The 21,286-nt window shown below is 63.1% G+C and carries 17 protein-coding genes; 13 read left to right on the top strand and 4 right to left on the bottom strand.

What is annotated here, in order from left to right:
* Positions 1-211: 211 nt before the first annotated feature.
* Complete coding sequence (locus QWY74_RS01140) at positions 212-478, bottom strand: DksA/TraR family C4-type zinc finger protein (RefSeq protein WP_264826731.1); 267 nt, start codon at positions 476-478, stop codon at positions 212-214.
* A gap of 209 nt (positions 479-687) precedes the next feature.
* Between QWY74_RS01140 and QWY74_RS01145 the strand changes: the two genes are divergently transcribed.
* The 4 genes from QWY74_RS01145 (at position 688) to QWY74_RS01160 (ending at position 4,831) form a co-directional block, all read left to right on the top strand.
* On the top strand, positions 688-1,395 hold the full coding sequence (locus tag QWY74_RS01145) for a glutathione S-transferase N-terminal domain-containing protein (protein ID WP_264826589.1): 708 nt from the start codon (positions 688-690) through the stop codon (positions 1,393-1,395).
* Positions 1,396-1,468: 73 nt separating this feature from the next.
* The gene (locus QWY74_RS01150; RefSeq protein WP_264826588.1) at positions 1,469-2,794 is read left to right on the top strand and encodes a glycerate kinase type-2 family protein; all 1,326 of its coding nucleotides are present in this window, start codon (positions 1,469-1,471) and stop codon (positions 2,792-2,794) included.
* Positions 2,791-4,278: a pyruvate kinase gene (gene pyk / locus QWY74_RS01155; RefSeq protein ID WP_290313590.1), complete on the top strand. Its 1,488-nt coding sequence runs from the start codon at positions 2,791-2,793 to the stop codon at positions 4,276-4,278. The genes QWY74_RS01150 and pyk overlap by 4 nt, the downstream gene beginning before the upstream one ends.
* Positions 4,279-4,285: 7 nt before the next feature.
* On the top strand, positions 4,286-4,831 hold the full coding sequence (locus QWY74_RS01160) for a DUF192 domain-containing protein (RefSeq protein ID WP_264827782.1): 546 nt from the start codon (positions 4,286-4,288) through the stop codon (positions 4,829-4,831).
* A 180-nt stretch (positions 4,832-5,011) separates the two neighbouring features.
* Here the strand turns inward: QWY74_RS01160 and QWY74_RS01165 are convergent, their stop codons facing one another.
* Together QWY74_RS01165 and QWY74_RS01170 are read right to left on the bottom strand one after the other, a co-directional pair.
* Positions 5,012-5,890 carry an ion transporter gene (locus tag QWY74_RS01165; RefSeq protein WP_264827781.1) on the bottom strand — a complete coding sequence of 293 codons (879 nt, stop codon included), beginning with the start codon at positions 5,888-5,890 and terminating at the stop codon, positions 5,012-5,014.
* 27 nt (positions 5,891-5,917) lie between these two features.
* Positions 5,918-6,784, bottom strand: a complete 867-nt coding sequence (locus QWY74_RS01170) for a CYTH domain-containing protein (protein ID WP_290313591.1) — start codon at positions 6,782-6,784, stop codon at positions 5,918-5,920.
* 118 nt (positions 6,785-6,902) lie between these two features.
* On the opposite strand from QWY74_RS01170, the gene QWY74_RS01175 reads away from it, so the two are divergent.
* The 6 genes from QWY74_RS01175 to glrR all read left to right on the top strand — a co-directional run bounded on the left by QWY74_RS01175 (position 6,903) and on the right by glrR (position 14,673).
* Positions 6,903-7,583, top strand: a complete 681-nt coding sequence (locus tag QWY74_RS01175) for a TIGR00153 family protein (RefSeq protein WP_264827777.1) — start codon at positions 6,903-6,905, stop codon at positions 7,581-7,583.
* 55 nt (positions 7,584-7,638) lie between these two features.
* Positions 7,639-8,904 (top strand): inorganic phosphate transporter, encoded by a 1,266-nt coding sequence (locus QWY74_RS01180; RefSeq protein WP_290313592.1) that lies wholly within the window; start codon positions 7,639-7,641, stop codon positions 8,902-8,904.
* Positions 8,905-9,152: 248 nt separating this feature from the next.
* Complete coding sequence (gene argA / locus QWY74_RS01185; RefSeq protein WP_264827774.1) at positions 9,153-10,466, top strand: amino-acid N-acetyltransferase; 1,314 nt, start codon at positions 9,153-9,155, stop codon at positions 10,464-10,466.
* 796 nt (positions 10,467-11,262) lie between these two features.
* On the top strand, positions 11,263-12,705 hold the full coding sequence (locus QWY74_RS01190; RefSeq protein ID WP_264827772.1) for a HAMP domain-containing histidine kinase: 1,443 nt from the start codon (positions 11,263-11,265) through the stop codon (positions 12,703-12,705).
* A 44-nt stretch (positions 12,706-12,749) separates the two neighbouring features.
* Positions 12,750-13,283, top strand: a complete 534-nt coding sequence (locus QWY74_RS01195; protein WP_264827769.1) for a hypothetical protein — start codon at positions 12,750-12,752, stop codon at positions 13,281-13,283.
* Between the two features lie 22 nt (positions 13,284-13,305).
* Positions 13,306-14,673 carry a two-component system response regulator GlrR gene (gene glrR / locus QWY74_RS01200; RefSeq protein ID WP_290313594.1) on the top strand — a complete coding sequence of 456 codons (1,368 nt, stop codon included), beginning with the start codon at positions 13,306-13,308 and terminating at the stop codon, positions 14,671-14,673.
* Here glrR and xseA read toward each other — a convergent pair.
* Entirely contained in the window at positions 14,640-16,046 is a 1,407-nt protein-coding gene (xseA, locus tag QWY74_RS01205) for an exodeoxyribonuclease VII large subunit (protein WP_290313615.1), read from the bottom strand. The two genes, glrR and xseA, sit on opposite strands and share 34 nt — an antisense overlap.
* A gap of 272 nt (positions 16,047-16,318) precedes the next feature.
* Here xseA and guaB point away from each other — a divergent pair, with 272 nt between their 5' ends.
* The 3 genes from guaB to QWY74_RS01220 all read left to right on the top strand — a co-directional run bounded on the left by guaB (position 16,319) and on the right by QWY74_RS01220 (position 21,189).
* Positions 16,319-17,788, top strand: coding sequence for an IMP dehydrogenase (gene guaB / locus QWY74_RS01210; RefSeq protein WP_264827765.1), 1,470 nt, complete (start codon positions 16,319-16,321; stop codon positions 17,786-17,788).
* 155 nt (positions 17,789-17,943) lie between these two features.
* Positions 17,944-19,521, top strand: coding sequence for a glutamine-hydrolyzing GMP synthase (gene guaA / locus QWY74_RS01215; RefSeq protein ID WP_264827763.1), 1,578 nt, complete (start codon positions 17,944-17,946; stop codon positions 19,519-19,521).
* A gap of 369 nt (positions 19,522-19,890) precedes the next feature.
* Entirely contained in the window at positions 19,891-21,189 is a 1,299-nt protein-coding gene (locus tag QWY74_RS01220; RefSeq protein ID WP_290313596.1) for a carbohydrate porin, read from the top strand.
* Positions 21,190-21,286 lie beyond the last annotated feature (97 nt).

Raw genomic sequence — 21,286 nt, forward strand, 5'->3', positions numbered from 1 at the left:
TAACCTACCCCTTGACTTGACCAGGCTGATGCCGGGGTGGAGTGAGGGGGAAGTTGTGAAGGGTGAGGAGTGAGTGGTGAGGGGTGAGTTGTGAAGGGTGAGTTGTGAAGGGTGAGGAGTGAGTGGTTAGGGGTGAGATGTCATGGGTGAGGCTTGAGACGATATGAGGGGGCAGAGGTGAGGGGTGAGATGCCGGCGGGGGAGAAATCGGTCAGCGCAGCTGGCTGTCCTTGCTGGCGCGTCGGTTGACGCCGGAGCGGGCGTTGTCACGCTTGTCCTGTTCGGCCTGGCACGCGATGCACAGGCGTACCCCCGGCACGGCCGCGCGGCGTGCTTCGGGGATTGGTTCATCGCACTCCTCGCAATACGTGAGGCTCTCGCCGCCGGGCAGCCGACTACGCGAGCGCTCCACCGCATCCTCGACCGTGCTCTCGATCTGTTCCTGGACGCTGCCGTCCTTTGCCCAGCCACCTGCCATGTCTGTCCTCCGGCGTTGCCTCACGGGTCCTGCATGCCTTTCCAGTCTAGCGAGAGCGGCTGGGCTGAGCCAGCGCTCGTGTTGTCCCAGGCCCATCGTATCGCGCAGGAGGGCAGGCCTGCCTGCTCGGCCTTGTCTTGACCGCATTGGCGAGGCCGAGCGTTTCTTGGCACTATCGAAGGTCTGCTTTGCAAATACTAGGAGCCAGAATGACCCGCGTGCTTTATGACCTCTGCGGTATTGATGAGTCTTTGCGTTTTTCCCCCTTCTGCTGGCGGGTGCGTCTGGCGTTGGCCCACAAGGGACTGGATGTCGAGACGCGGCCCTGGCATTTCCACGACAAGGAGGCACTAGCCTTCGCCGAACACGACAAGGTGCCGGTGCTGGTCGATGGTGACACGGTAGTCACCGAGAGCTATGACATCCTGTGCTATCTCGATCGCACCTATCCCGAGGCACCGCTGGTCGGCGATGCGCTGGCCGAGGCCCGGGCGCGTTTCTTCAAGCATTACGCCGAACGCTCGCTGGCGCCCCCGATCATGGCGATTATCATCATGGATCTGCTCAATGCCATCCATCCGGATGATCGTGCCTACTTCCGCGAGACCCGCGAGAAGCGCTTCGGCCGCACCCTCGAGGAAGTGCACTCGCCGGTGAGAGGGCTGAGCCAGCTCGATACTGCTCTGGCTCCCTTGCGCGGCCGCCTCGAGGAAGCCCCCTTCCTGGACGGCGATGCCCCGGGCGCGGCCGACTACCTCGTCTTCGGCAACTTCATGTGGGCGCGCTGCGTCTCCACCGCCGACCTGGTCTCCAATGCCGACCCGGTCCATGCTTGGCTGGAGCGCATGCTCGATCTGCATGACGGCCTGGGCCGTCAGGCCCCCCGGATCACCGATATTCAGGGCGCCTATCGCTGACGGTCCTGGCGCCGGTGCCGCTCGACAAGCCACCCGGGGCGACCGGCAGTGATGGTGACCTCAAGGAGCTTCCATGACGGAAAACACCTTGCCGCTTGACCCCGGTGACCCGGAACGGGTGCGTCGCTGGTTGATTCAGCTCAGTGAAACGGCGGTCGCCGCGGTGCATCCGCAGTCACTGGTCTTTGACGCGCTTCCCGAGCCCCCGGCAGGTCGCACTCTAGTGGTGGGGGCTGGCAAGGCGGCGGCCGCCATGGCCACGGCGCTCGAGCGAGCCTGGCAGGCGCACTGCCCCGAAGCACCGCTGAGTGGTCTGGTGGTCACCCGCTACGGCCATGGCCCCCAGGGCGGTGCCGATGCCTGCACTCACATCGAGGTGCTGGAGGCGTCGCACCCGATGCCGGATGACCTCGGTGAGCGGGCGGCGCGGCGTATGCTGGATGCCCTGGAAGGGGTGGGCAAGGACGACCGAGTGATTGCCCTGATCTCGGGTGGCGGGTCGGCGCTGATGACCCTGCCGGCAGCGGGTATCGAGCTGGCCGAGAAACAGGCCCTTAACAAGGCACTGTTGCGCTGCGGGGCGCCGATCAGTCAGATCAACACCGTGCGCCGTCATCTGTCGGCCATTAAGGGCGGGCGCCTGGCGGTAGCGGCTCATCCGGCCCCAGTGTTGACCTGGTTGATCTCGGATGTGCCCGGCGATGATCCGTCTCTGATTGCATCGGGACCCACTCTGCCGGATGCCAGTACCCCCGCGGATGCGCTGGCGATACTCGAACAGCATGGCATTGCCATCTCGCCGGCCGTGCGTTACCACTTGAACTCTGCCGGTGATGCGCCGCGTGCCGAGGATGCGGAATTCCGGCGGGACCGGCAGCAGGTGTTGGCGCGAGCCCGGGATGCGCTTGAAGCGGCCCGGCAGTCCGCGGTGGCCGAGGGCATCGCGGTTCAGTGGCTGGGCGATGACCTGGAAGGCGAGGCGCGTGAACTCGGGCGCACCCAGGCGAAGCTGGCGTTTGACGCCCAGCGAGACGCTTCGCGGCCCTGCCTGCTGCTGTCCGGCGGCGAGACCAGCGTGACCCTTCAGGGCGATGGCCGCGGTGGTCGTAATGTCGAGTATCTGCTCGGGCTTTTCAGTGCCCTCAAGGGCGCTCCGGGTATCCATGCACTGGCCATCGACACCGATGGCATCGATGGCTCGGAAGACAATGCCGGTGCCATCTTCGGGCCGGGCTGTTGGCAGGCGCGTGAAAGGCTCGACCTTGATCCTGACGACTATCTGTCACGTAATGATGCCTATACTTTCTTCGCGGCCCTGGGCGACCTGATCGTGACGGGCCCGACGCGCACCAATGTCAACGACTTTCGAGCCATTCTGGTTTTGCCGAGGACTTCATGACACTTCCCCCCCATGCTCCGATTCACGAGCCGATTCGCCGCACCAAGATCGTCGCCACTCTCGGCCCGGCCAGTGACCGGCCCGACGTGCTCGAGCAGATGATCGCCGCCGGCGTCGATGTGGTGCGCCTCAACTTCTCCCACGGCGCGCCCGAGGACCATCGCCGCCGCCTCACCCAGGTGCGCGAGATCGCCGACCGGCTGGGCCGCAGCGTCGCCGTGCTGGGCGACCTCCAGGGCCCCAAGATTCGCATCGCTCGCTTTGCCGACGGCCCGGTGGAACTCGAGGGCGGCCAGGCCTTCGTGATCGACGTGGCGCTCGACGGCGAAGCCGGCGACGCCACCCGCGTGGGCTGTGACTACAAAGCGCTGGCCGACGACGTGGCGGCCGGCGACCGCCTGCTGCTCGACGACGGCCGGCTGGTGCTGGACGTGGTCCGCGTGGACGGCACGCAGATCCACACCACCGTGGAACAGGGCGGCAAGCTCTCCAACAACAAGGGCATCAACAAGCAGGGCGGCGGCCTCTCTGCTCCGGCGCTGACCGACAAGGACAAGACCGACCTGAAGACCGCCATGGAGATTGGCGTCGACTACCTGGCGGTGTCCTTTCCGCGCAGTGCCGCCGACATGCACGAGGCCCGCGTACTGCTCGGCGAGGCCGGTGCCGATATCGGCCTGGTGGCCAAGCTGGAGCGCGCCGAGGCGGTGGCCGATGACGCCACCCTGGACGGCATCATCGAGGCCAGCCAGGCGGTGATGGTGGCTCGTGGCGATCTGGGCGTGGAAATCGGCGACGAACAGCTGATCGGCACCCAGAAGCGCATTATCAAGCACGCGCGCACCCTGAACCGGGCAGTGATCACCGCCACCCAGATGATGGAGTCGATGATCGAGTCGCCGCTGCCCACCCGGGCCGAGGTGTTCGATGTGGCCAATGCGGTGCTGGATGCCACCGACGCGGTCATGCTCTCCGCCGAGACCGCCGCCGGCGACTACCCGGTGGAAACCATCGAGGCCATGGCGCGCGTCTGCCTGGGGGCCGAACGCGAGCGAGTGGCCCAGGCCTCCGGCCATCGCATCCATGAAGGCTTCTCGCGCATCGACGAGACGATCGCCCTGTCGGCGATGTATGCCGCCAACCACCTCGCCGGCGTGGCGGCCATCGTCTGCATGACTTCCACCGGCTACACGCCCTTGATTGCCTCGCGGATTCGTTCGGGGCTGCCGATCGTCGGGCTGGCGCACAACCCGGTCGCCCAGCGTCGCATGGCGCTGTATCGGGGCGTGGTGTCGCTGCCCTTCGATACCAGCCAGATGACCGCCGACGAGCTCAACGACCGCGCCATGGATGTGCTGGTCCGTCATAGCATTGCCGAGCCGGGCGACCATGTCATCCTGACCCGCGGGGATCATATGAATGCCCATGGCGGCACCAATACCCTGAAGATTCTCGATGTGGGTACCCACCATGGCCAGCATTGAACGAGCGATGAGGCTAGCTGCCGGGGGCGCCTCGGGAGGTGGCCCCCGGGCTCCCGACCCGACTCGGCGGCGCCTGTTACAGGGCCTGGCCCTGTTGCCACTGGCCCTTGGCTGGCAGCCGCTGGCCTGGGCGGCGTTCCTGCCGACCCGACCCTTGACCATTCACAGCCGCCAGGGACCGCACCGCCTGACGGTCGAGGTGGCCAACAGCTCCTCGGAGCGCAGTCAGGGCCTGATGGAGCGCCAGTCCCTGGCGCAGGATGCCGGCATGCTGTTCCTCTACGACGTGGCTCAGCCCGCGCGCAGTGGCTTCTGGATGTATCGCACGCGGATTCCGTTGGATATTGCCTTCCTGGATGCCGAGGGCCGCATCAACGAGATTCACCGCATGCAGCCCTGCCGCTCCGATTCGCCGGGCGACTGCCCGGTCACTCGCGCCAGTAAGGCCTATCATGCGGCGCTGGAGGTCAATGCCGGTTACTTCGAGGCCAGGGATATCCGTCCCGGCGACTGTGTCAGCTGGCCCGGGCAGGATGGCGGGGCATGCGGCTAGAAGCGTCGCTGGTATCTGATCTTAGGCTTTGTCTGAAAAGTCGACGAGCGAAGGTTAGACAAGGCGAAAATCTACGAAAACGCGGAGTTTACAAGGGGTAAATGAGCATTTTGATCGGACTCGCGCGCGAGAAGATTTTCAACGCCGTATAACCGAGCGCAGACAGTTTTCGGACAATGCCTAGGGTGTCTCGCCATCTTTCCGGTCCTGGGTCCGCGGGTCCGGGGTTTCCTCGTCCAGCCAGGTGCCGCAGCGCAGGCAGTAATAGGCCTTATGGTCATGACGGTCATGGCCGCAGCCGGGGCAGGCTTCCTCGGAATAGCGGTCGGCTCGAATCGAGCGGATGACCTCGGCGGAGAAGACGCCGGTGGGCACGGCGATGATCGAGTAGCCGATCAGCATCATCATCACCGAAATGGCCTGACCGAGTGGCGTGACCGGCGCGATGTCGCCATAACCGACCGTGGTCAGGGTCACCGCCGCCCAGTAGATCGAGGTGGGGATGCTGGTGAAGCCGGCCTCGGCGGGCTCGATCAAATACACCAGTGAAGCAAAGATGGTGATCAGCATGCAGACCGTGAACAGAAACAGAAAGATCTGATGCGAGCTGCGTTTCAGGGCATCGATCAGTAATCGGCCTTCACCAACGAATTCCATCAGGCGCAGCACACGGAAAATCCGCAACGTTCGCAGCAGCCGGACCACGACCAGCGACTGGGCGCCCGGCACGATCAGGGCCAGCCAAGTGGGCAGGATAGCCAGCAGGTCGATGACCCCATAAAAGCTGCGCAGGTACTGCCAGGGCCGGTCCAGGCAGTAGAGCCGCACGGCCAGCTCGGCCGTGAAGAGGATCGTGAAGCCCCATTCGAGCCAATGGAAGAGCGCGCCATGGCGCTCGCGCAGCGGCACCACGCTTTCCAGCATGACCACCAGCACACTGCACAGGATCAGGCCGATCAGGGCGATATCGAAGGCCTTGGCGGCCGCTGTGTCGGACTCGAAAATGATCTGGAAGATGCGCGTGCGCAGACCTTCCCCCGCAGGTTTCCATTGGCTCACGAGAAAGGGCGTCCTTGTGGTCGTGGGTCAGCCGAGCTGAGCGTCACCGGACAGGCGGCGCGCAAGCGCCAGGGCATGGCCACCAAAGGCCGCATCGAACCAGTCAGGGCTTTCCAGCGCGTCGGCCAGCCAGCGCGCACTCTTCGCTGTATCGTCGCTCAGGCAGGCCAGTTGTTGAAAGGCCTCGCGCGCCTGGTGGCGCCATGCCGGGTCATGGCTGTCCGCCAGGGCATCCAGGGCGACAGTGGCGCGATGGAACCAGGCGGCCGGGCTGCCGCCCTCGGGCAGTGTCCAGCGGCCAAGCAGCAGGGCGCCGCCGCGTGCCGCCTTGCTGGTATCCGAGGGGCGCAGCGCTACGCCGGCGGCCAGGTCGCGGGCCAATGCCTGCAGGGCACTTGGCTCGCCGTCCTTCAACTCCAGTTCCAGCTCGCGAATGGTCACCCGGGCATCGCCGGCGCGAATCTCGCCGCAGTCCAGCGCGACCTCGATATCGGCCCTTGCCGATGTCAGCCGCCAGGTGCGACGCGTGAAGTCGGTGGAGAAGCGTGGCTCGAGGCGGGCGAGGGTCGCCTCGCCCAGCGCGGCCATGGGCGGTATCTCCGCGAGGCCGGCGATATCCAGGCCGGGGCCGCTGATGGGCCATTCCCACTCGCCACGGCTGGAAAGGCCGCCACCGCCGTGCCCACGTGTTTTCACCGTCTGCAGCAGATGCTGGCCATCACGCCGCAGGCGCAGGGCGCTGCGCGCGGCTTCCAGGGCACCCTCCGGGGTGTCGTAGTAGGTGTTCCCCAGTTGGCTGACCTGCGGTTCCAGTGTCGCCAGGCTCGGGTGGCGAGGCAGCGTATCCGGACCGGAAGGCGCGAGTGCCAGCTTGAGTTCAATTTCACTTGCCATGACCGAAGGCCTGTGTGGTTTGTATGAATTTTGCGTGAAAGTTTTATGAATTTTTCATGACGTCGCCGGGGGCAGTCACTATACTGTGGCCGCCATTTTCCAAGTGTTCAGATGCCCCATGGTGACACCCAATCCCTTCTCCGCGATGTTTGGCCGCTCGCCATTCCAGCCGCTGCTGGCCCACATCGTCAAGGTCAACGACTGTGCCGAGCAGTTGCTGCCGTTCTTTGAAGCCAGCCTCAATGGCGAGTGGCAGCAAGCCGGCGTTTGCCGCGAGTCCATCACGCGCCTCGAACATGAGGCGGATGAGCTCAAGACCGAACTGCGCCTGAACCTCCCCAATACCATGTTTCTGCCGGTCTCGCGCTCCGACTTGCTGGACCTGATCAGCGTCCAGGACAAGATCGCCAACAAGGTGCGCGATATCACCGGCATCATGCTGGGCCGCAGCATGCAGATGCCGGAGTCGCTGGCCGAGCCCATGCGTCATTATATGCAGACCTCGGTGGCCTGCGTGGCCCAGGCGCGCCAGGCCCTGGAAGAGCTCAAGGACCTGCTGGAGTCGGGCTTTGGACGCAATGTCTCCGATGTCATGCAGAACCTGATTCGTGAGCTCCATACCCTCGAGCAACAGACCGATAGCCAACAGGTCGCCATCCGGCGGCAACTGTTCGCGCTGGAAGACAGCCTGCCCCCGGTGGAGGTGATGTTTCTCTACAAGATCATTGATTGGGTGGGGGAGCTTTCCGATCTTGCCGAACGGGTCGGCAGCCGCCTTCAGATCATGACTGCCAACTGATCGGCAAACCCGCGCATTTCCTGCCTCCATCCTGACCGCAGAAGGACACCGTCCTATGTCGATTATCGCGCAACACGGCGACATCTTCATCTTCATGGCCTGTGCATTCGGCCTCTTCATGGCTTGGGGCGTCGGTGCCAATGACGTGGCCAACGCCATGGGCACCTCGGTGGGCTCCAAGGCCATCACCATCAAGCAGGCGATCCTGATCGCCGTGGTCTTCGAATTCCTCGGTGCCTGGTTGGCGGGCGGCGAGGTGACCAATACCATCCGCAAGGGCATCATCGACCCCACCGCGCTGCAGAATGATCCGCAATTGCTGGTCTACGGCATGCTGGCGGCCCTGCTGGCGGCGGCCACCTGGCTGTTGATTGCCTCCATGCGCGGCTGGCCGGTATCGACCACACACTCCATCGTCGGGGCCATTGTTGGTTTTGCCATGGCGGGTCTGGGGCTGGATGCCATCGGCTGGGGCAAGGTCGGCCAGATCGCCGCCAGCTGGGTGGTCTCACCGCTGATGGCGGGCTCCATCGCCTTCATGCTGTTTCGCTCGATTCAGCACCTCATCTTCGAGAACCATGACCCCTTCGCGGCAGCCAAGCGGTATGTACCCATGTATGTCTTCCTGGTGGGCTTTATCATCGCCATGGTGACCTTTACCAAGGGGCTCAAGCATGTGGGGTTGGAACTCGGCTTTGGCGCCAGCCTGCTTTACTCCATTCTGGTCGGGATGGCCCTGATGGCGCTGGGCGTCTGGCGGGAACGCCGGGTTGGCGCCGGCGAGCGGCATAATGATGCCTTCGGCTTTGGCGGGGTAGAGCGGGTCTTCGGCGTGCTGATGCTGTTCACAGCTTGCGCCATGGCCTTTGCGCATGGCTCCAATGATGTCGCCAATGCGGTGGGGCCCCTGGCGGCCGTCATCAGCGTCGTCGAAAGCGGCGGCACTATCGGCGGTGAAGCCCTGGTGCCCTGGTGGGTATTGATGCTCGGTGGCGGCGGTATTGTCATCGGCCTGGTGACATACGGCCATCGCGTGATCGCCACCGTGGGCACCGGCATCACCGAGTTGACCCCCAGCCGTGGCTTCGCCGCGACCCTCGCTGCCGCTACCACCGTTGTGCTGGCCTCCGGCACCGGCCTGCCGATCTCGACTACCCAGACCCTGGTCGGGGCGGTGCTGGGCGTCGGCCTGGCCCGCGGCATGGCCGCCCTCAACATGCGTGTCATTGGCACCATCGTGATGTCGTGGCTGATCACATTGCCGGCCGGCGCCGCCCTGGCGATCATGTTCTTCTTCATGTTCAAGGGGATGTTCGGCTGACGCCGCTGAAAGAAGGAAGAACGGCGCTTAGCGCCTTTAAGAGGGAAGAAAAACCCTTGACCTCGAAGAGGCTGAGGTGAAGCTGGTTCTTCCTTCTTCCTTCTTCCTTCTTCCTTCTTCCTTCTTCCTTCTTCCTTCTTCCTTCTTCCTTCTTGTGATCGGCGACTTGCAGCCTTGCTCACCTACCGGCTTTGCGTCTGGTATAGTCCAACCACGTGCTTTCTTTCACTTGCTGCCGGAGCGCGGCCTTGGACACTCGCTTTCCCTTCGTCGATTGGTTTCGCAATTCCTCGCCGTACATCAACGCCCACCGAGGCCGTACCTTCGTCATTCTGATCGAGGGCGAGGCGATTGCGGAGGGGCGGGGTGAACAGCTCATCCAGGATCTGGCCCTGCTGCACACCCTGGGGGTGCGTCTGGTGGTGGTGCTGGGGATTCGGCCCCAGGTGAACGAGGCCCTCGAGACGGCGGGTGTCACCCCCACTCGGCATGATGGCCGCTGGGTCGCCAATGACGTGGTGATGCATCATGTCGAGCGGGTCGCGGCCGAACAGCGCCTGTGGCTGGAATCGCGCCTGTCCCTGGGGCTACCCAACTCGCCCCTGCATGGCGTGGAAATGACGGTGGTGTCGGGCAATCTGGTCATGGCCAAGCCGCTGGGGGTGCGCGACGGGGTCGACTTTGCCCGCAGCGGCGAGGTGCGCCGGGTGCGTGACACCGCTATCAACGGGCTTCTGGGGCAGGGCTCGCTGGTGCTCCTGCCACCCCTGGGATACTCGAGTACTGGTGAAGTGTTCGACCTGGATGCCGCGGAAGTCGCCCAAAAGGTAGCCACCGCGTTGCAGGCCGACAAGCTGATCCTCCTGGGGGCCGCCTGTGGCCTGGTCGATGAACGGGGCCAGCTGCAGCGCCAACTGACCCCGGATGAGGCGCATCGGTGGCGTGGCGATGCCGCACCGGGTGATGAAATGCCCCGCCACCTCAAGGCGGCCAGTGCCGCTGCCCGTCGTGGCGTGGCGCGCACGCACCTTCTGTCCTGGCGGGATCATGATGCGCTGCTGGCCGAGCTCTTCACTCGGGACGGGGTGGGCACCATGATCTCGCGTCATCACTATGAGCAGCTGAGGGCTGCGCAGGTTGCCGATGTCGGAGGCCTGCTGGAGTTGCTCGAGCCGCTGGAGCAGCGTGGCATGCTGGTGCCGCGCTCTCGCGAGCGTCTGGAATATGAAATCGATGATTATGTAGTCATCGAGCGCGACGGCATGGTGATCGGCTGTGCCGCCCTGCATGGCTTCGCCCAGGCGGCCATGGGCGAGCTGGCCTGTGTCGCCGTGCATGTCGACTACCGTGGCGGCCTGCGTGGCGACCTGCTGCTCGAGGAAGTGGAGCGCCGCGCCCGGCAGCAGGGGCTCGACGCACTGTTTGCCTTGACCACCCACACGGCCCACTGGTTTTACGAGCACGGCTTTCGTGTCGCGCAACTGGCCGATCTGCCGCCCCTCAAGCGGGATATGTACAACCACGCCCGGCAGTCAAAGGTGCTGGTCAAGTCACTCCGCTGACCCCTCAATCGCCTTGCCACCCCTGCTTGTCACTTTTTGGCGACGTGCTATCTCGTTGTTTTTCGGTCTTTTTACGGTTTTGTGGCGATTACCTGTCGCCTTTATGCGACAGATAGACGACTACCTGGTCATTCTGAGCTATGCTGATGGCTCCCTTCAGTCCAGGCGGGTATTTTATCTTATTGTTTTTGAGTTATTTATGAGATTTTTGGCATGAAGCTCGCATCGTATTGGTCGAGCGACATGCAACGATTCTCACGGCTCGAATCGTTACCGGCTGTAACAGGGGTAACCATCACTGCCCTGTGTGTCTTGCCCTGATGCAGCTGTTGTCTGCTCCAGCGATGTGTGACTTAGGTTGCGATGAGACGGTACCGACTCGCGTCACGGAGGTGTACCGACAAGAGCATGGATGCTCTGGCATGGATGCCAAACCCCGATTCGGGATAATGGCTTTCGGTTATCGCCTGGCGGCGGTAACCCAGGTCGAAGCAGGGCGGTTCGCTGTCCTGGTGTCTGGAGCCCGCCCCTGGTGGCAAAGGGTTTCAGGCATCTTCGAGGGCCTTGTTTGGGGCCCGAAAAGTCAACCTGCAAATGGAATCAGGTCTGTTTGTCGGGTGCTTTTCTACCCTTCAGTTCCCTGCGTATTGGGCCGGCCCTGCCGGCCTTTTTTTTGGATGGTGCGGTTGGCGTTGCTGTCCTGCGATAGCCACCGGGCGAGTGATGTGCTGCATTTCTGGTATTCTCGGGCGTTACAACAGTGCTTTCCAATGTTCTCCCGCATAGAACACTTGCCATGCCCTCAGCCGTTTCTCGCCGCTGGCGACCCCGCTCTCTGCTGCAGCTGGTGCTGCTGGCCTTTCTCATGGTGATGCTGCCGCTGGCGGTGCTGATGTTCCAGGCAGGGCAGGCGCTATCCGAGCTGTCTCGCTTGGCCGATGTGAGTGCCCACCAGGCCGTCGAGGAAACCCGGCGGGCACGCACCCTGGGTGCCCTGGCCTTGAAGATGGAACGTGCCGCCCGTCAGTACGCGGTGGTCGAGGATGACAGCCTGCTCGACATCTATGACGAGCGCCTGGCGGAGTTCCGCCGTCTGCTGGCCAGTCAGCGCTCGCTATTGCCCGATGATCCGGATGTGCGGGCACTGGGCGATCAGCTGGACCAGCTGGCCGAGTTGCCGGATCTGCCGCTTGAGGCGTTCAAGGAGCGGTTGACCGCCTTCCTGTCGCTTGCCGACAAGACCGAGGCCATGCAGGCAGCCACCAATCAGCGAATCGACCGGCGCCTCGACGACATCCGTCAGCGGGCGAAGGACGTTCAGACGCGCCTGTGGTGGCAGACCGCGGCTCTGGTTTCGGCCAGCCTGTTGTTGATGCTGCTGTTCACGGGGCTGATCATCCGGCCCATACGCCAGATTGAGCGGTATATTCTGGGCATCGGCAGTGACGACCAGCATCAGGCGAAGGTCGCGGTGCAGGGGCCCGCCGAGCTGGTGCGGCTGGGGGATCGCCTGGACTGGCTGTCATCCCGTCTGGATGAGCTGGAGGAGCAGAAGCAGCAGTTTCTCCGGCACATGTCCCATGAGCTCAAGACGCCGCTGGCCAGTGTGCGCGAGGGCTCTTCCCTGCTTACCGATGGTGTCGCGGGGGAACTGACCCAGCATCAGCGCGAGATACTCGAGTTGATCGATGCCAGTGGGGGAGAGCTTCAGCAACTCATCGAGCAACTGCTGGACTACAACCTGCTGCAGCATAACCGGCGTTTGGAAAGCGAGCTGCGGGATCTGGCGACGCTGGTCAAGGAGGTGTTGGCCAAGCATCGACTGGCCCTGCAGAACAAGGGGATGCAGGTCGAGTGTTTCGATGGACCGTTGAATGGGTGGATAGACCCTACGGCGACAAGCCGCATACTCGATAATCTGGTCTCCAATGCGATTGCCTATGGTGAAGATGGAGGCCAGCTGGAAATTCGGGGTCGTTCCTGCTCGACATCCTTGACGCTCGAGGTGGCCAACAGCGGCGAGGCCATTGCCGAGGAGGACCGCCAGCACCTCTTCGAGGCATTCTATCAGGGACGCATTCGTCGCAAGGGTGCCTTGAAAGGTTCCGGGGTGGGGCTTGCCGTGGCGGCGGATTGTGCGCGCCTGCAGGAGGGCACTCTGGAGCTTGTCGAGGATCGACTGGCGGTCTGTTTTCGCCTGACGTTACCGCAGACCGACGAAGAATGGCACCGAGAATAATATCGCATGACCTTCCTTCGGGGAGAAACGCGAGGAACTGAACCATGCCAAAGCGCGTCTTGATGATCTGTCTGACGGTTCTTGGTCTGTCAGGCTGTCAGTGGCTTCCGATGGCGCCTGACGATGACCGGGAAGCGGCGGCACCTGAACAAGAAGCCGTGCTATGCGACGCCGAGGTTCCCGGCTTCAAGGATGCCGGTTGCATGCTTCAGGAATGGGTGGCCCTGGGTCTGGCTTCGCAGCGCGGCGACAAGGAGTGGCGCAGCGACATGCTGGCGCGTCTCGATGGCGAGCAGTCGGAAACGCGCCTGGCCCGAGCAGTCACGCTGGCATGGGGGCCGGTTTCCCAGTGGAAGCAGGCCTCCGAGCTGCTCAAGGCTGACCTGGAGGCGGCGCCCCCGCGTCTTCAGCCCTTGTTGCAATTCTGGCTCAACGAGCTGGAGCGTCGCCGCGAACTGCAGTACCGCCTGTACAAGATGGTGCAGGAGAGTGAAGCCTTGGAAACCGAGAAGCAGGCCCTGGATGAGAAACTGGATGCCATGACAGATATCGAGCGCAATATCAATTCGCGACAGTGAACCGAATAATCCGGAGACACTTATGACCCCTGGCGGAACCCCGACAGCCACGACCGATCAAGCCGCCCACATCCTGTTGGTGGATGATGACGTCAGCCTGTTGAAGCTGCTGGGCATGCGGCTCGAGAGCCGCGGATATCGCGTGACCACGGCCGAAAGTGGTCCTGCGGCACTTAAGCAACTGGAGGCGGAACGACCGGACCTGGTGTTATCCGACATGCGCATGGATGAAATGGATGGCATGGCGCTGTTCCAGGAAATTCAGCGGCGTCTGCCGGGCCTGCCGGTGATCATCCTGACGGCCCATGGCTCGATCCCGGATGCCGTCAGTGCCACCCGCCAGGGGGTCTTCGGTTTTCTGGCCAAGCCGCTGGACCGGGAAGAGCTGTTTGCCACCATCGAGGATGCCCTGTCGCACACCCAGGCGGCCAGTGGCGAGGATGATAGCTGGCGCGAGGCGATCATTACCCGCAGCCCCGATATGGAGCGGGTGCTGGAGCAGGCCAGAATGGTCGCCGCCTCGGATGTCAGCGTGCTGGTGACCGGGCCTTCGGGTTCCGGCAAGGAGCTCATGGCCGGGGCCATTCACAAGGCCAGCCGGCGGGCCGACAAGCCCTTCATTGCCATCAATTGTGGCGCTCTGCCGGAGCAGTTGCTGGAGAGCGAGCTCTTCGGCCACGCCAAGGGTGCCTTCACCGGTGCCATCAGCGATCATCAGGGGCTCTTCCAGGCCGCTGATGGGGGCACGCTGTTTCTCGATGAAGTCGGCGACATGCCGCTGACATTGCAGATCAAGCTGCTGCGCGCCCTGCAGGAGCGGCAGATCCGTCCGCTAGGCTCGACGCAGTCCATTGCCGTCGATGTGCGCCTGATCTCGGCCACGCACCGTGACCTGACACAGGCCATGGAAAGCGGCGATTTCCGCGAGGATCTCTTTTATCGCCTGAATGTCGTCAATCTCCGCCTGCCTGCACTCAAGGAGCGTGCCGAGGATGTGCCGCTTTTGGCCAAGCATCTGGTCGCCCAGGCCGCCGAGCGCCACAAGCCCTTCGTCAAGGGGTTCTCTCGGGAGGCGATCAACCTGTTGGCGTCCAGTGCCTGGCCGGGCAATGTGCGGCAGCTGGTCAATGTGGTGGAGCAGTGCGTGGCGCTGACCAGCTCGCCGATCATCCCCGAGGCGCTGGTATCCCAGGCGCTGGTGGCCGAGGAAAATGCCCTCCCGACCTTCAATGACGCCCGGGCTGGCTTCGAACGCAGTTATCTGGTCAAGGTATTGAAGATCACCGAGGGTAATGTGACGCAAGCAGCGCGTATTGCCGGGCGCAACCGCACCGATTTCTACAAGTTACTGGCGCGTCATGAGCTCGAGCCGTCGTCGTTCAAGCACTGAGTCGGCGGGACACTGCCGCTCTGGACCAGTGAGCCATCTTCCGAGGACACTACTTCGAGTGTCAGGCGACCCTCCCCGAGCCTAGCCGATAGCCGCTCGCCGGGCCTGGCCTGCCGGGCCTGCTTGATGACCCGGCCCCCCGAGGTCTCCAGGATCGAGTAGCCGCGGCCCAGCACCGCCAGCGGGCTGACGGCCTGCAGTTCACGCGAGACAGCCGCGAGGCGCTCGCGATGGCGCATCAGAACCCTGGGAATGGCGCTTTCGAGCCGTCGTGCGGCCTGTGAAAGTCGCTGCTCGGCCTGTTGCAACTGGCGTTGTGGTGAACGCACCTTGAGGCGCTGGTGAAGCTGGCCAGCATGCTGGCGCTGTTGGCTGAGACGTGACTGCATGGCGCGATACAGTCGGCCCTCGAGCTGCTTGAGCTGATTGCTCCGAAAGCTCAGGACATCCCCGGGGTGGCGCAGCCTGGCGCGCAAATGGTCGAGTCGCTGCCCGCGGGCATTCAGCTGGGCCCGCAGGGCGCGACCCAGCTGGGCCTCCAGTTGCGTCAGCCGTTGCCGCAGGGCGATGCCATCGGGCACGAGTCGTTCGGCAGCGGCCGATGGGGTCGGGGCGCGTTGGTCGGCGGCAAAGTCGGACAGGGTGACGTCCACTTCATGGCCAACCGCCGCCATAACCGGCAAGCGTGAGTGAAAGATGGCGCGGGCCAGGTGTTCGTCGTTGAAGGCCCACAGATCCTCCAGGCTGCCACCGCCGCGGGTTATCAGGATGGCATCGCGCTCGGGAGACAGAGCCGCCTGACGATTGAGCAAACCCAGCGCCGCGATCAGTGCCGGTGCCGCTTCATTGCCCTGCACCGGTACCGGGATCAGGGTCACCTGCACCAGTGGCCAGCGTGCCTTGAGAACGGCCAGCACATCCCGAATGGCGGCTCCCGTTGGTGAACTCAGGATCAGCAGTCGCTGCGGCGGAAAGGGCAGCCGTCGCTCATTGGCGAAGACCCCTTCGGCCTGCAGTTTGGCCTTCAGACGCTCGTAGGCGGCCAGCAGCTCGCCTGCGCCGGCCGGTTGCACGGCCTCGGCAATCAGCTGGAAATCGCCGCGCGGCTCGAACAGCGAGACCTGGCCGCGCACCTTGACCCGGTCGCCGTCGCGCATCGGGGCCGTCACGAAGCGGGCGCGCTGGCGAAACATCGCGCAGCGCAATTGGGCGTTTTCATCCTTGAGAGTGAAGTAGACATGCCCGGAGGCCGGCCGCGAAACATTGGACAGCTCGGCCTCGACCCAGGCTTCTCCGATGCCGCTCTCGAGAAGCTGGCGGGAGCGGCGATTGAGTTCACTGACGCTGAGTGGTGTGTCGTCGTTGACCGGCATGGGCTGTCTCACGGCAATGGAGCGTTGGGGCGTACTGTAGAGGACTTGACGGGCGCCGGCCATGCTCACGGCCGGCTGCGACGTCTGGCCGGACATCGTGCCGCCACCCTTTGGCTTGCCAGCGGCGGCGCCTGGATCGTCGGACATCGCGTTCGGAGCGAGCCAAGCAAGCAAGGATGGACCGTCGTCGATCACATTGCCCGAAATCGGGTGCTCACGTTATAATGGTTGATTAATTTTACCTCCCTCCACAGCTCACGGGTGTTGCCTCTATGCTACGTATGGCCCAAGAAGCTCTTACGTTCGACGACGTACTCCTCCTGCCCGGCTACTCTGATGTCCTGCCCAAGGATGTTAGCCTCAGAACGCGCCTGACCCGCAACCTCTTTCTAAACATTCCGATGGCCTCGGCGGCCATGGATACGGTCACCGAAGCCCGCCTGGCCATTGCCATGGCGCAGGAAGGCGGTATCGGCATTGTTCACAAGAGCATGACCATCGCCCAGCAGGCGGCCGAGGTTCGCAAGGTCAAGAAGCATGAGAGCGTCATCGTCAAGGACCCGGTAACGGTCGGGCCCAAGGCCAAGCTGGCCGATCTGCTGTCCATGGCCAGGGAGTATGGCTTCTCGGGCTTCCCCGTGGTGGAAGGCGAAACTCTGGTTGGCATCGTGACCGAGCGCGACATGCGCTTTCAGCCCAACCATGGCGACAGCGTGGCGGATATCATGACGCCGCGCGAGAAACTCGTCACGGTTCCCGAGGGCACCAGCCTCGAGGTCATCAAGTCCAAGATGCAGGAGCACCGCGTCGAGAAGATGCTGGCCGTGAACGATGCCTTCCATCTGCGCGGTCTGATCACCTTCCAGGACATCGAGAAGGCTCGCACCTTCCCGCATGCCGCCAAGGATGCAGACGGCCGCCTACTGGTCGGCGCCGCAGTGGGCACCGGCCCCGAAACCGCCGACCGCATCGCGGCCCTGGTCGAGGCCGGTGTGGATGCGGTCATCGTCGATACCGCACATGGCCACTCGAAAGGGGTGATCGACCGAGTGGCCTGGGTCAAGGAGCATTTCCCGCAGATCCAGGTCATCGGCGGCAACATTGCCACCGCCGAGGCAGCCAGGGCGCTCGCCGAGGCCGGCGCCGATGGCGTCAAGGTGGGCATTGGCCCGGGCTCGATCTGCACCACCCGGGTGGTGGCTGGCGTGGGGGTGCCCCAGATCACGGCCGTTTCCAATGTTGCCGAAGCCCTCAAGTCCTACGATGTACCGGTGATTGCCGACGGAGGTATCCGCTACTCCGGTGACCTGGCCAAGGCCGTGGCCGCAGGTGCCAGCTGCGTGATGGCCGGCGGGCTGCTGGCCGGTACCGAGGAAGCGCCGGGCGAGGTCGAGCTCTATCAGGGTCGGACCTACAAGGCCTATCGCGGCATGGGCTCCATGGGCGCGATGTCACAGACCCAGGGGTCCAGTGATCGCTACTTCCAGGATAAGAGCGAAGGAGTCGAAAAACTGGTACCGGAAGGCATCGAAGGCCGGGTTCCCTACAAGGGCCTGATGGGCGCCATCGTGCACCAGATGATGGGCGGGCTGCGTGCTTCCATGGGCTACACCGGTTGCCACAGCATCGACGAGATGCGCACCACGCCGGAGTTCATCAAGATCACCGGAGCCGGCTTCAACGAGTCGCATGTGCATGATGTGCAGATTACCAAGGAAGCCCCAAATTATCGGGCGGGCTAAGGCCCGCCCGAGAATGAAGATGTAAGAGATAAGAGGGAAGAAGAGGGGGAGGAGGCGCTCTGGGTGTCTCTTCCTTCTTCATTCTTCCCTCTTTGTTCCGAGCAGACCGTGACCCAAGCCGCGATGCTTGAGTCCACAACGGCGGTGGCCATTTCATGCAAGACATTCACGCCCACAAGATCCTGATTCTCGACTTCGGTTCCCAGTACACCCAGTTGATCGCCCGTCGGGTTCGCGACATCGGGGTGTACTCCGAAATTCGCGCCTTTGATATCACGGAAGAGGAAATCCGTGAGTATGCGCCCAACGGCATCATCCTTGCCGGGGGGCCCGAGTCGGTCACCGAACTGGGCTCGCCACGCGCACCGCAGTGCGTGTTCGAGATGGGCCTGCCGGTGCTGGGTATCTGCTATGGCATGCAGACCATGGCGGAGCAGCTCGGCGGTGCCGTGGAGGGCTCGAACCAGCGCGAGTTCGGCTATGCGCAGATCCGCCTCGATGGCCAGAGTGCCCTGTTCGAGGATATTGCCGACCACATCGAAGCCGATACCGGCAAGCGCCTGCTGGACGTGTGGATGAGCCACGGTGACAAGGTGGCCCGTGTGCCGGATGCCTTCAGTGTCGTGGCATCCACTGCCAGCTGTCCGGTTGCCGCCATGGCCTGGGAAGAGAAGCGGTTCTACGGCGTACAGTTCCACCCCGAGGTGACGCATACCCTCCAGGGTCAGCGGATCCTTGAACACTTCGTGCTGGGCATCTGCCAGGCGGAGCGCTGGTGGACCCCGGCGCAGATCATCGAGGACCAGGTAGCGCGGGTGCGTGAGCAGGTCGGTGACCGTCATGTGCTGCTGGGGCTCTCCGGTGGTGTCGACTCCTCGGTGGTGGCCGCGCTGCTGCACAAGGCCATCGGCGACCAGTTGACCTGTGTCTTCGTCGACAACGGCCTGCTGCGCAAGAACGAGGGCGATCAGGTCATGAAGACCTTTTCCAGCCATATGGGCGTGCGCGTGATCCGGGTCGATGCCGAGGACCAGTTCCTGACACTGCTCGAGGGTGTGGATGACCCCGAGGCCAAGCGCAAGATCATCGGCAACACCTTCATCGATGTCTTCGATACCGAGGCCGCCAAGATCGAAGGCGTGGAGTACCTGGCCCAGGGCACCATCTATCCGGACGTGATCGAGTCCGCCGCCAGCAAGACCGGCAAGGCGCATGTCATCAAGTCTCACCACAACGTGGGCGGCCTGCCCGAGACCATGAAGCTGCAGCTCGTCGAGCCGCTGCGCGAACTGTTCAAGGATGAGGTGCGCAAGCTAGGTGTCGAGCTTGGCTTGCCCTACGACATGGTCTATCGCCACCCCTTCCCGGGGCCGGGGCTTGGAGTGCGCATCCTCGGCGAGGTCAAGAAGGAATACGCCGACATCCTGCGCGAGGCCGACGCCATCTTCATCGAGGAGCTGCACAATGCCGGCTGGTATCAGAAGACCAGCCAGGCCTTTGCCGTCTTCCTGCCGGTACGCTCGGTGGGTGTCGTCGGTGACGGCCGCCGTTACGAATGGGTCATCGCCCTGCGTGCCGTGGAGACCATCGACTTCATGACCGCCCGCTGGGCGCACCTGCCCTACGAGCTGCTGGAGAAGGTCTCCAACCGCATCATCAACGAGCTCTCCGGCGTCTCTCGCGTCACCTACGACGTCAGCAGCAAGCCGCCCGCCACCATCGAGTGGGAGTAACCGGCCCTGTCCGGCCACGCAGGATGACACGCCCCGGGGCGTGTCACTGCCCGCTGCAAGCGGGCGTCTCAAGGCAGCGGATCATCGCGCATCCGCTGCCTCCCACCAGGACTCCAATCCGATGATCGATCACTGACGCCCAGGGGCGCAGGCTGATCCCGTGTGCGTGGCAAGCCCGCCTGCCTCCATCTCACCGGCACCCTCGAGACACTGAAAATTCATACACAAGACGAATGTCTAATTCCTTTATGAAAGCGGTTTCATGATCATCAGCAGGGCATCCATTTGCGGTTTTGTCCGCCCGTAAATGAAAGCGCTTTCATTTGCTCAAGTCTTCTACCTGGTGGAGTTACCATGAAACTAACAAAAATGACTCTCGCATTTCTGGCTGTCTCGGCGGGCGTGACCTCCACGCCGGTCTATGCAGAAAAGTCACAGGGATTCGAGTTCCACGGCTATTTCCGAGCGGGCGTTCTGTTCAACGCCAATGACGACTTCAAGCGCTCCAAGTTTCCCGGCTCCAAGGAGCGGCTGGGTCGACTGGGGATCGAGTCGGATAATCACTTCGAGCTGGCCCTGCAGAAGAACTTCGAAAACGACAAGGGACAGCAGGTGCGCATCAAGACCCGCGCCGGTGCCGATAATTCGCAATATGCCACCAACCAGCTGGGGGCCAATGCCGACGCGGCCAACAGTGAAATCGGCATGATCGAGACCTTTGTCGAGTTCGACGGGTACACCGAGACCGGCACGGTGTGGGGCGGCAAGCGGTTTTATGGCAAGGACAACTACATCTTCATGACCGACTTCTTCTACACCGACATGTCAGGTACTGGCGCAGGGGTGGAAGGCATCGAGCTGGGCGGCAACAAGTGGGATTTTGCCTACATCGCCAGTGATGACTCGGGGGATACCGGGTTCTGGGGCGACGGCAACAATGTCATGCACGCCGTGCACGTGGGGGTGGACCTCGGCGGAGTCGAACTGCATGCCATGGGCAAGCACCTGCCCGACAACATCGTGGAAGAGAACGGTGTCGCCAATGAGTATGCCTCCAGTGGCTATGACCTGAGCGCCATCGTGCACTCGGAGAGTGTCTATGGCCTGTCCGACAAGGGCTTTACCAAGTATATCGGCCAGGTGGGCCAGGGCCTGGGGTCCGGGCAACTGCTGGGCGGTACGCTCACCACCTATAACACCTACGCGCCGGGCAGCAATATCACCGGCAACAAAATCACCGGCACCGCCTGCGGTACCTCATGCGTGAAAGCCGTGGAAAGCGGGGACATGTCCACTCGTGCCCTGGTCTGGGGCGGTTATTTCTTCGATAACGGCGTCAGCGTGTTCCATTCGCTGCAGGGGCAGTACAACGACAAGGAAAACGGCAGCATCGATAGCTGGGCCTCGGCGATGGTGCGTCCCACCTTTCCGATCAGCGACAACCTGGATTTTGTCACCGAAGCCGGTTACCAGTATAACCGCCAGGAGGATGCTTCAGGCGTAAAATCAAACAGTTATGATTACAAGTTGACGGCCGGTCCCAAGCTCAAGGTCGACACCGGTTTTGGCCCGACGCCGGAAACCCGCTTCCTCGCCACCTATCTGGATGGAGATCAGCGTAACGAAAGTGATCTTATTGTGGGCGTGCAAGCCGACATGTGGTGGTAAACCCTGCCTGATTCGCAATATCCTGTTTGCTGTTTCCGAGCCTGCTGGCAAGCAGGCTCTTTTTTTACCTCTGGCAAGTGCTCGGGCCCGTGGCCCG

It is taken from the genome of Halomonas almeriensis (assembly GCF_030409235.1).
Taxonomy (GTDB): domain Bacteria; phylum Pseudomonadota; class Gammaproteobacteria; order Pseudomonadales; family Halomonadaceae; genus Halomonas; species Halomonas almeriensis.

Bases quoted from the DNA above. Each gene is read 5' to 3' on its own strand.
- QWY74_RS01145 (WP_264826589.1), top strand. From the start codon at position 688: ATGACCCGCGTGCTTTATGACCTCTGCGGTATTGATGAGTCTTTGCGT.
- QWY74_RS01180 (WP_290313592.1), top strand. From the start codon at position 7,639: ATGTCGATTATCGCGCAACACGGCGACATCTTCATCTTCATGGCCTGT.
- QWY74_RS01140 (WP_264826731.1), bottom strand. From the start codon at position 478: ATGGCAGGTGGCTGGGCAAAGGACGGCAGCGTCCAGGAACAGATCGAG.
- QWY74_RS01175 (WP_264827777.1), top strand. From the start codon at position 6,903: ATGGTGACACCCAATCCCTTCTCCGCGATGTTTGGCCGCTCGCCATTC.
- QWY74_RS01170 (WP_290313591.1), bottom strand. From the start codon at position 6,784: ATGGCAAGTGAAATTGAACTCAAGCTGGCACTCGCGCCTTCCGGTCCG.
- pyk (WP_290313590.1), top strand. From the start codon at position 2,791: ATGACACTTCCCCCCCATGCTCCGATTCACGAGCCGATTCGCCGCACC.
- guaB (WP_264827765.1), top strand. From the start codon at position 16,319: ATGCTACGTATGGCCCAAGAAGCTCTTACGTTCGACGACGTACTCCTC.
- QWY74_RS01220 (WP_290313596.1), top strand. From the start codon at position 19,891: ATGACTCTCGCATTTCTGGCTGTCTCGGCGGGCGTGACCTCCACGCCG.
- xseA (WP_290313615.1), bottom strand. From the start codon at position 16,046: ATGCCGGTCAACGACGACACACCACTCAGCGTCAGTGAACTCAATCGC.
- QWY74_RS01160 (WP_264827782.1), top strand. From the start codon at position 4,286: ATGAGGCTAGCTGCCGGGGGCGCCTCGGGAGGTGGCCCCCGGGCTCCC.
- glrR (WP_290313594.1), top strand. From the start codon at position 13,306: ATGACCCCTGGCGGAACCCCGACAGCCACGACCGATCAAGCCGCCCAC.
- QWY74_RS01195 (WP_264827769.1), top strand. From the start codon at position 12,750: ATGCCAAAGCGCGTCTTGATGATCTGTCTGACGGTTCTTGGTCTGTCA.
- QWY74_RS01150 (WP_264826588.1), top strand. From the start codon at position 1,469: ATGACGGAAAACACCTTGCCGCTTGACCCCGGTGACCCGGAACGGGTG.
- guaA (WP_264827763.1), top strand. From the start codon at position 17,944: ATGCAAGACATTCACGCCCACAAGATCCTGATTCTCGACTTCGGTTCC.
- QWY74_RS01190 (WP_264827772.1), top strand. From the start codon at position 11,263: ATGCCCTCAGCCGTTTCTCGCCGCTGGCGACCCCGCTCTCTGCTGCAG.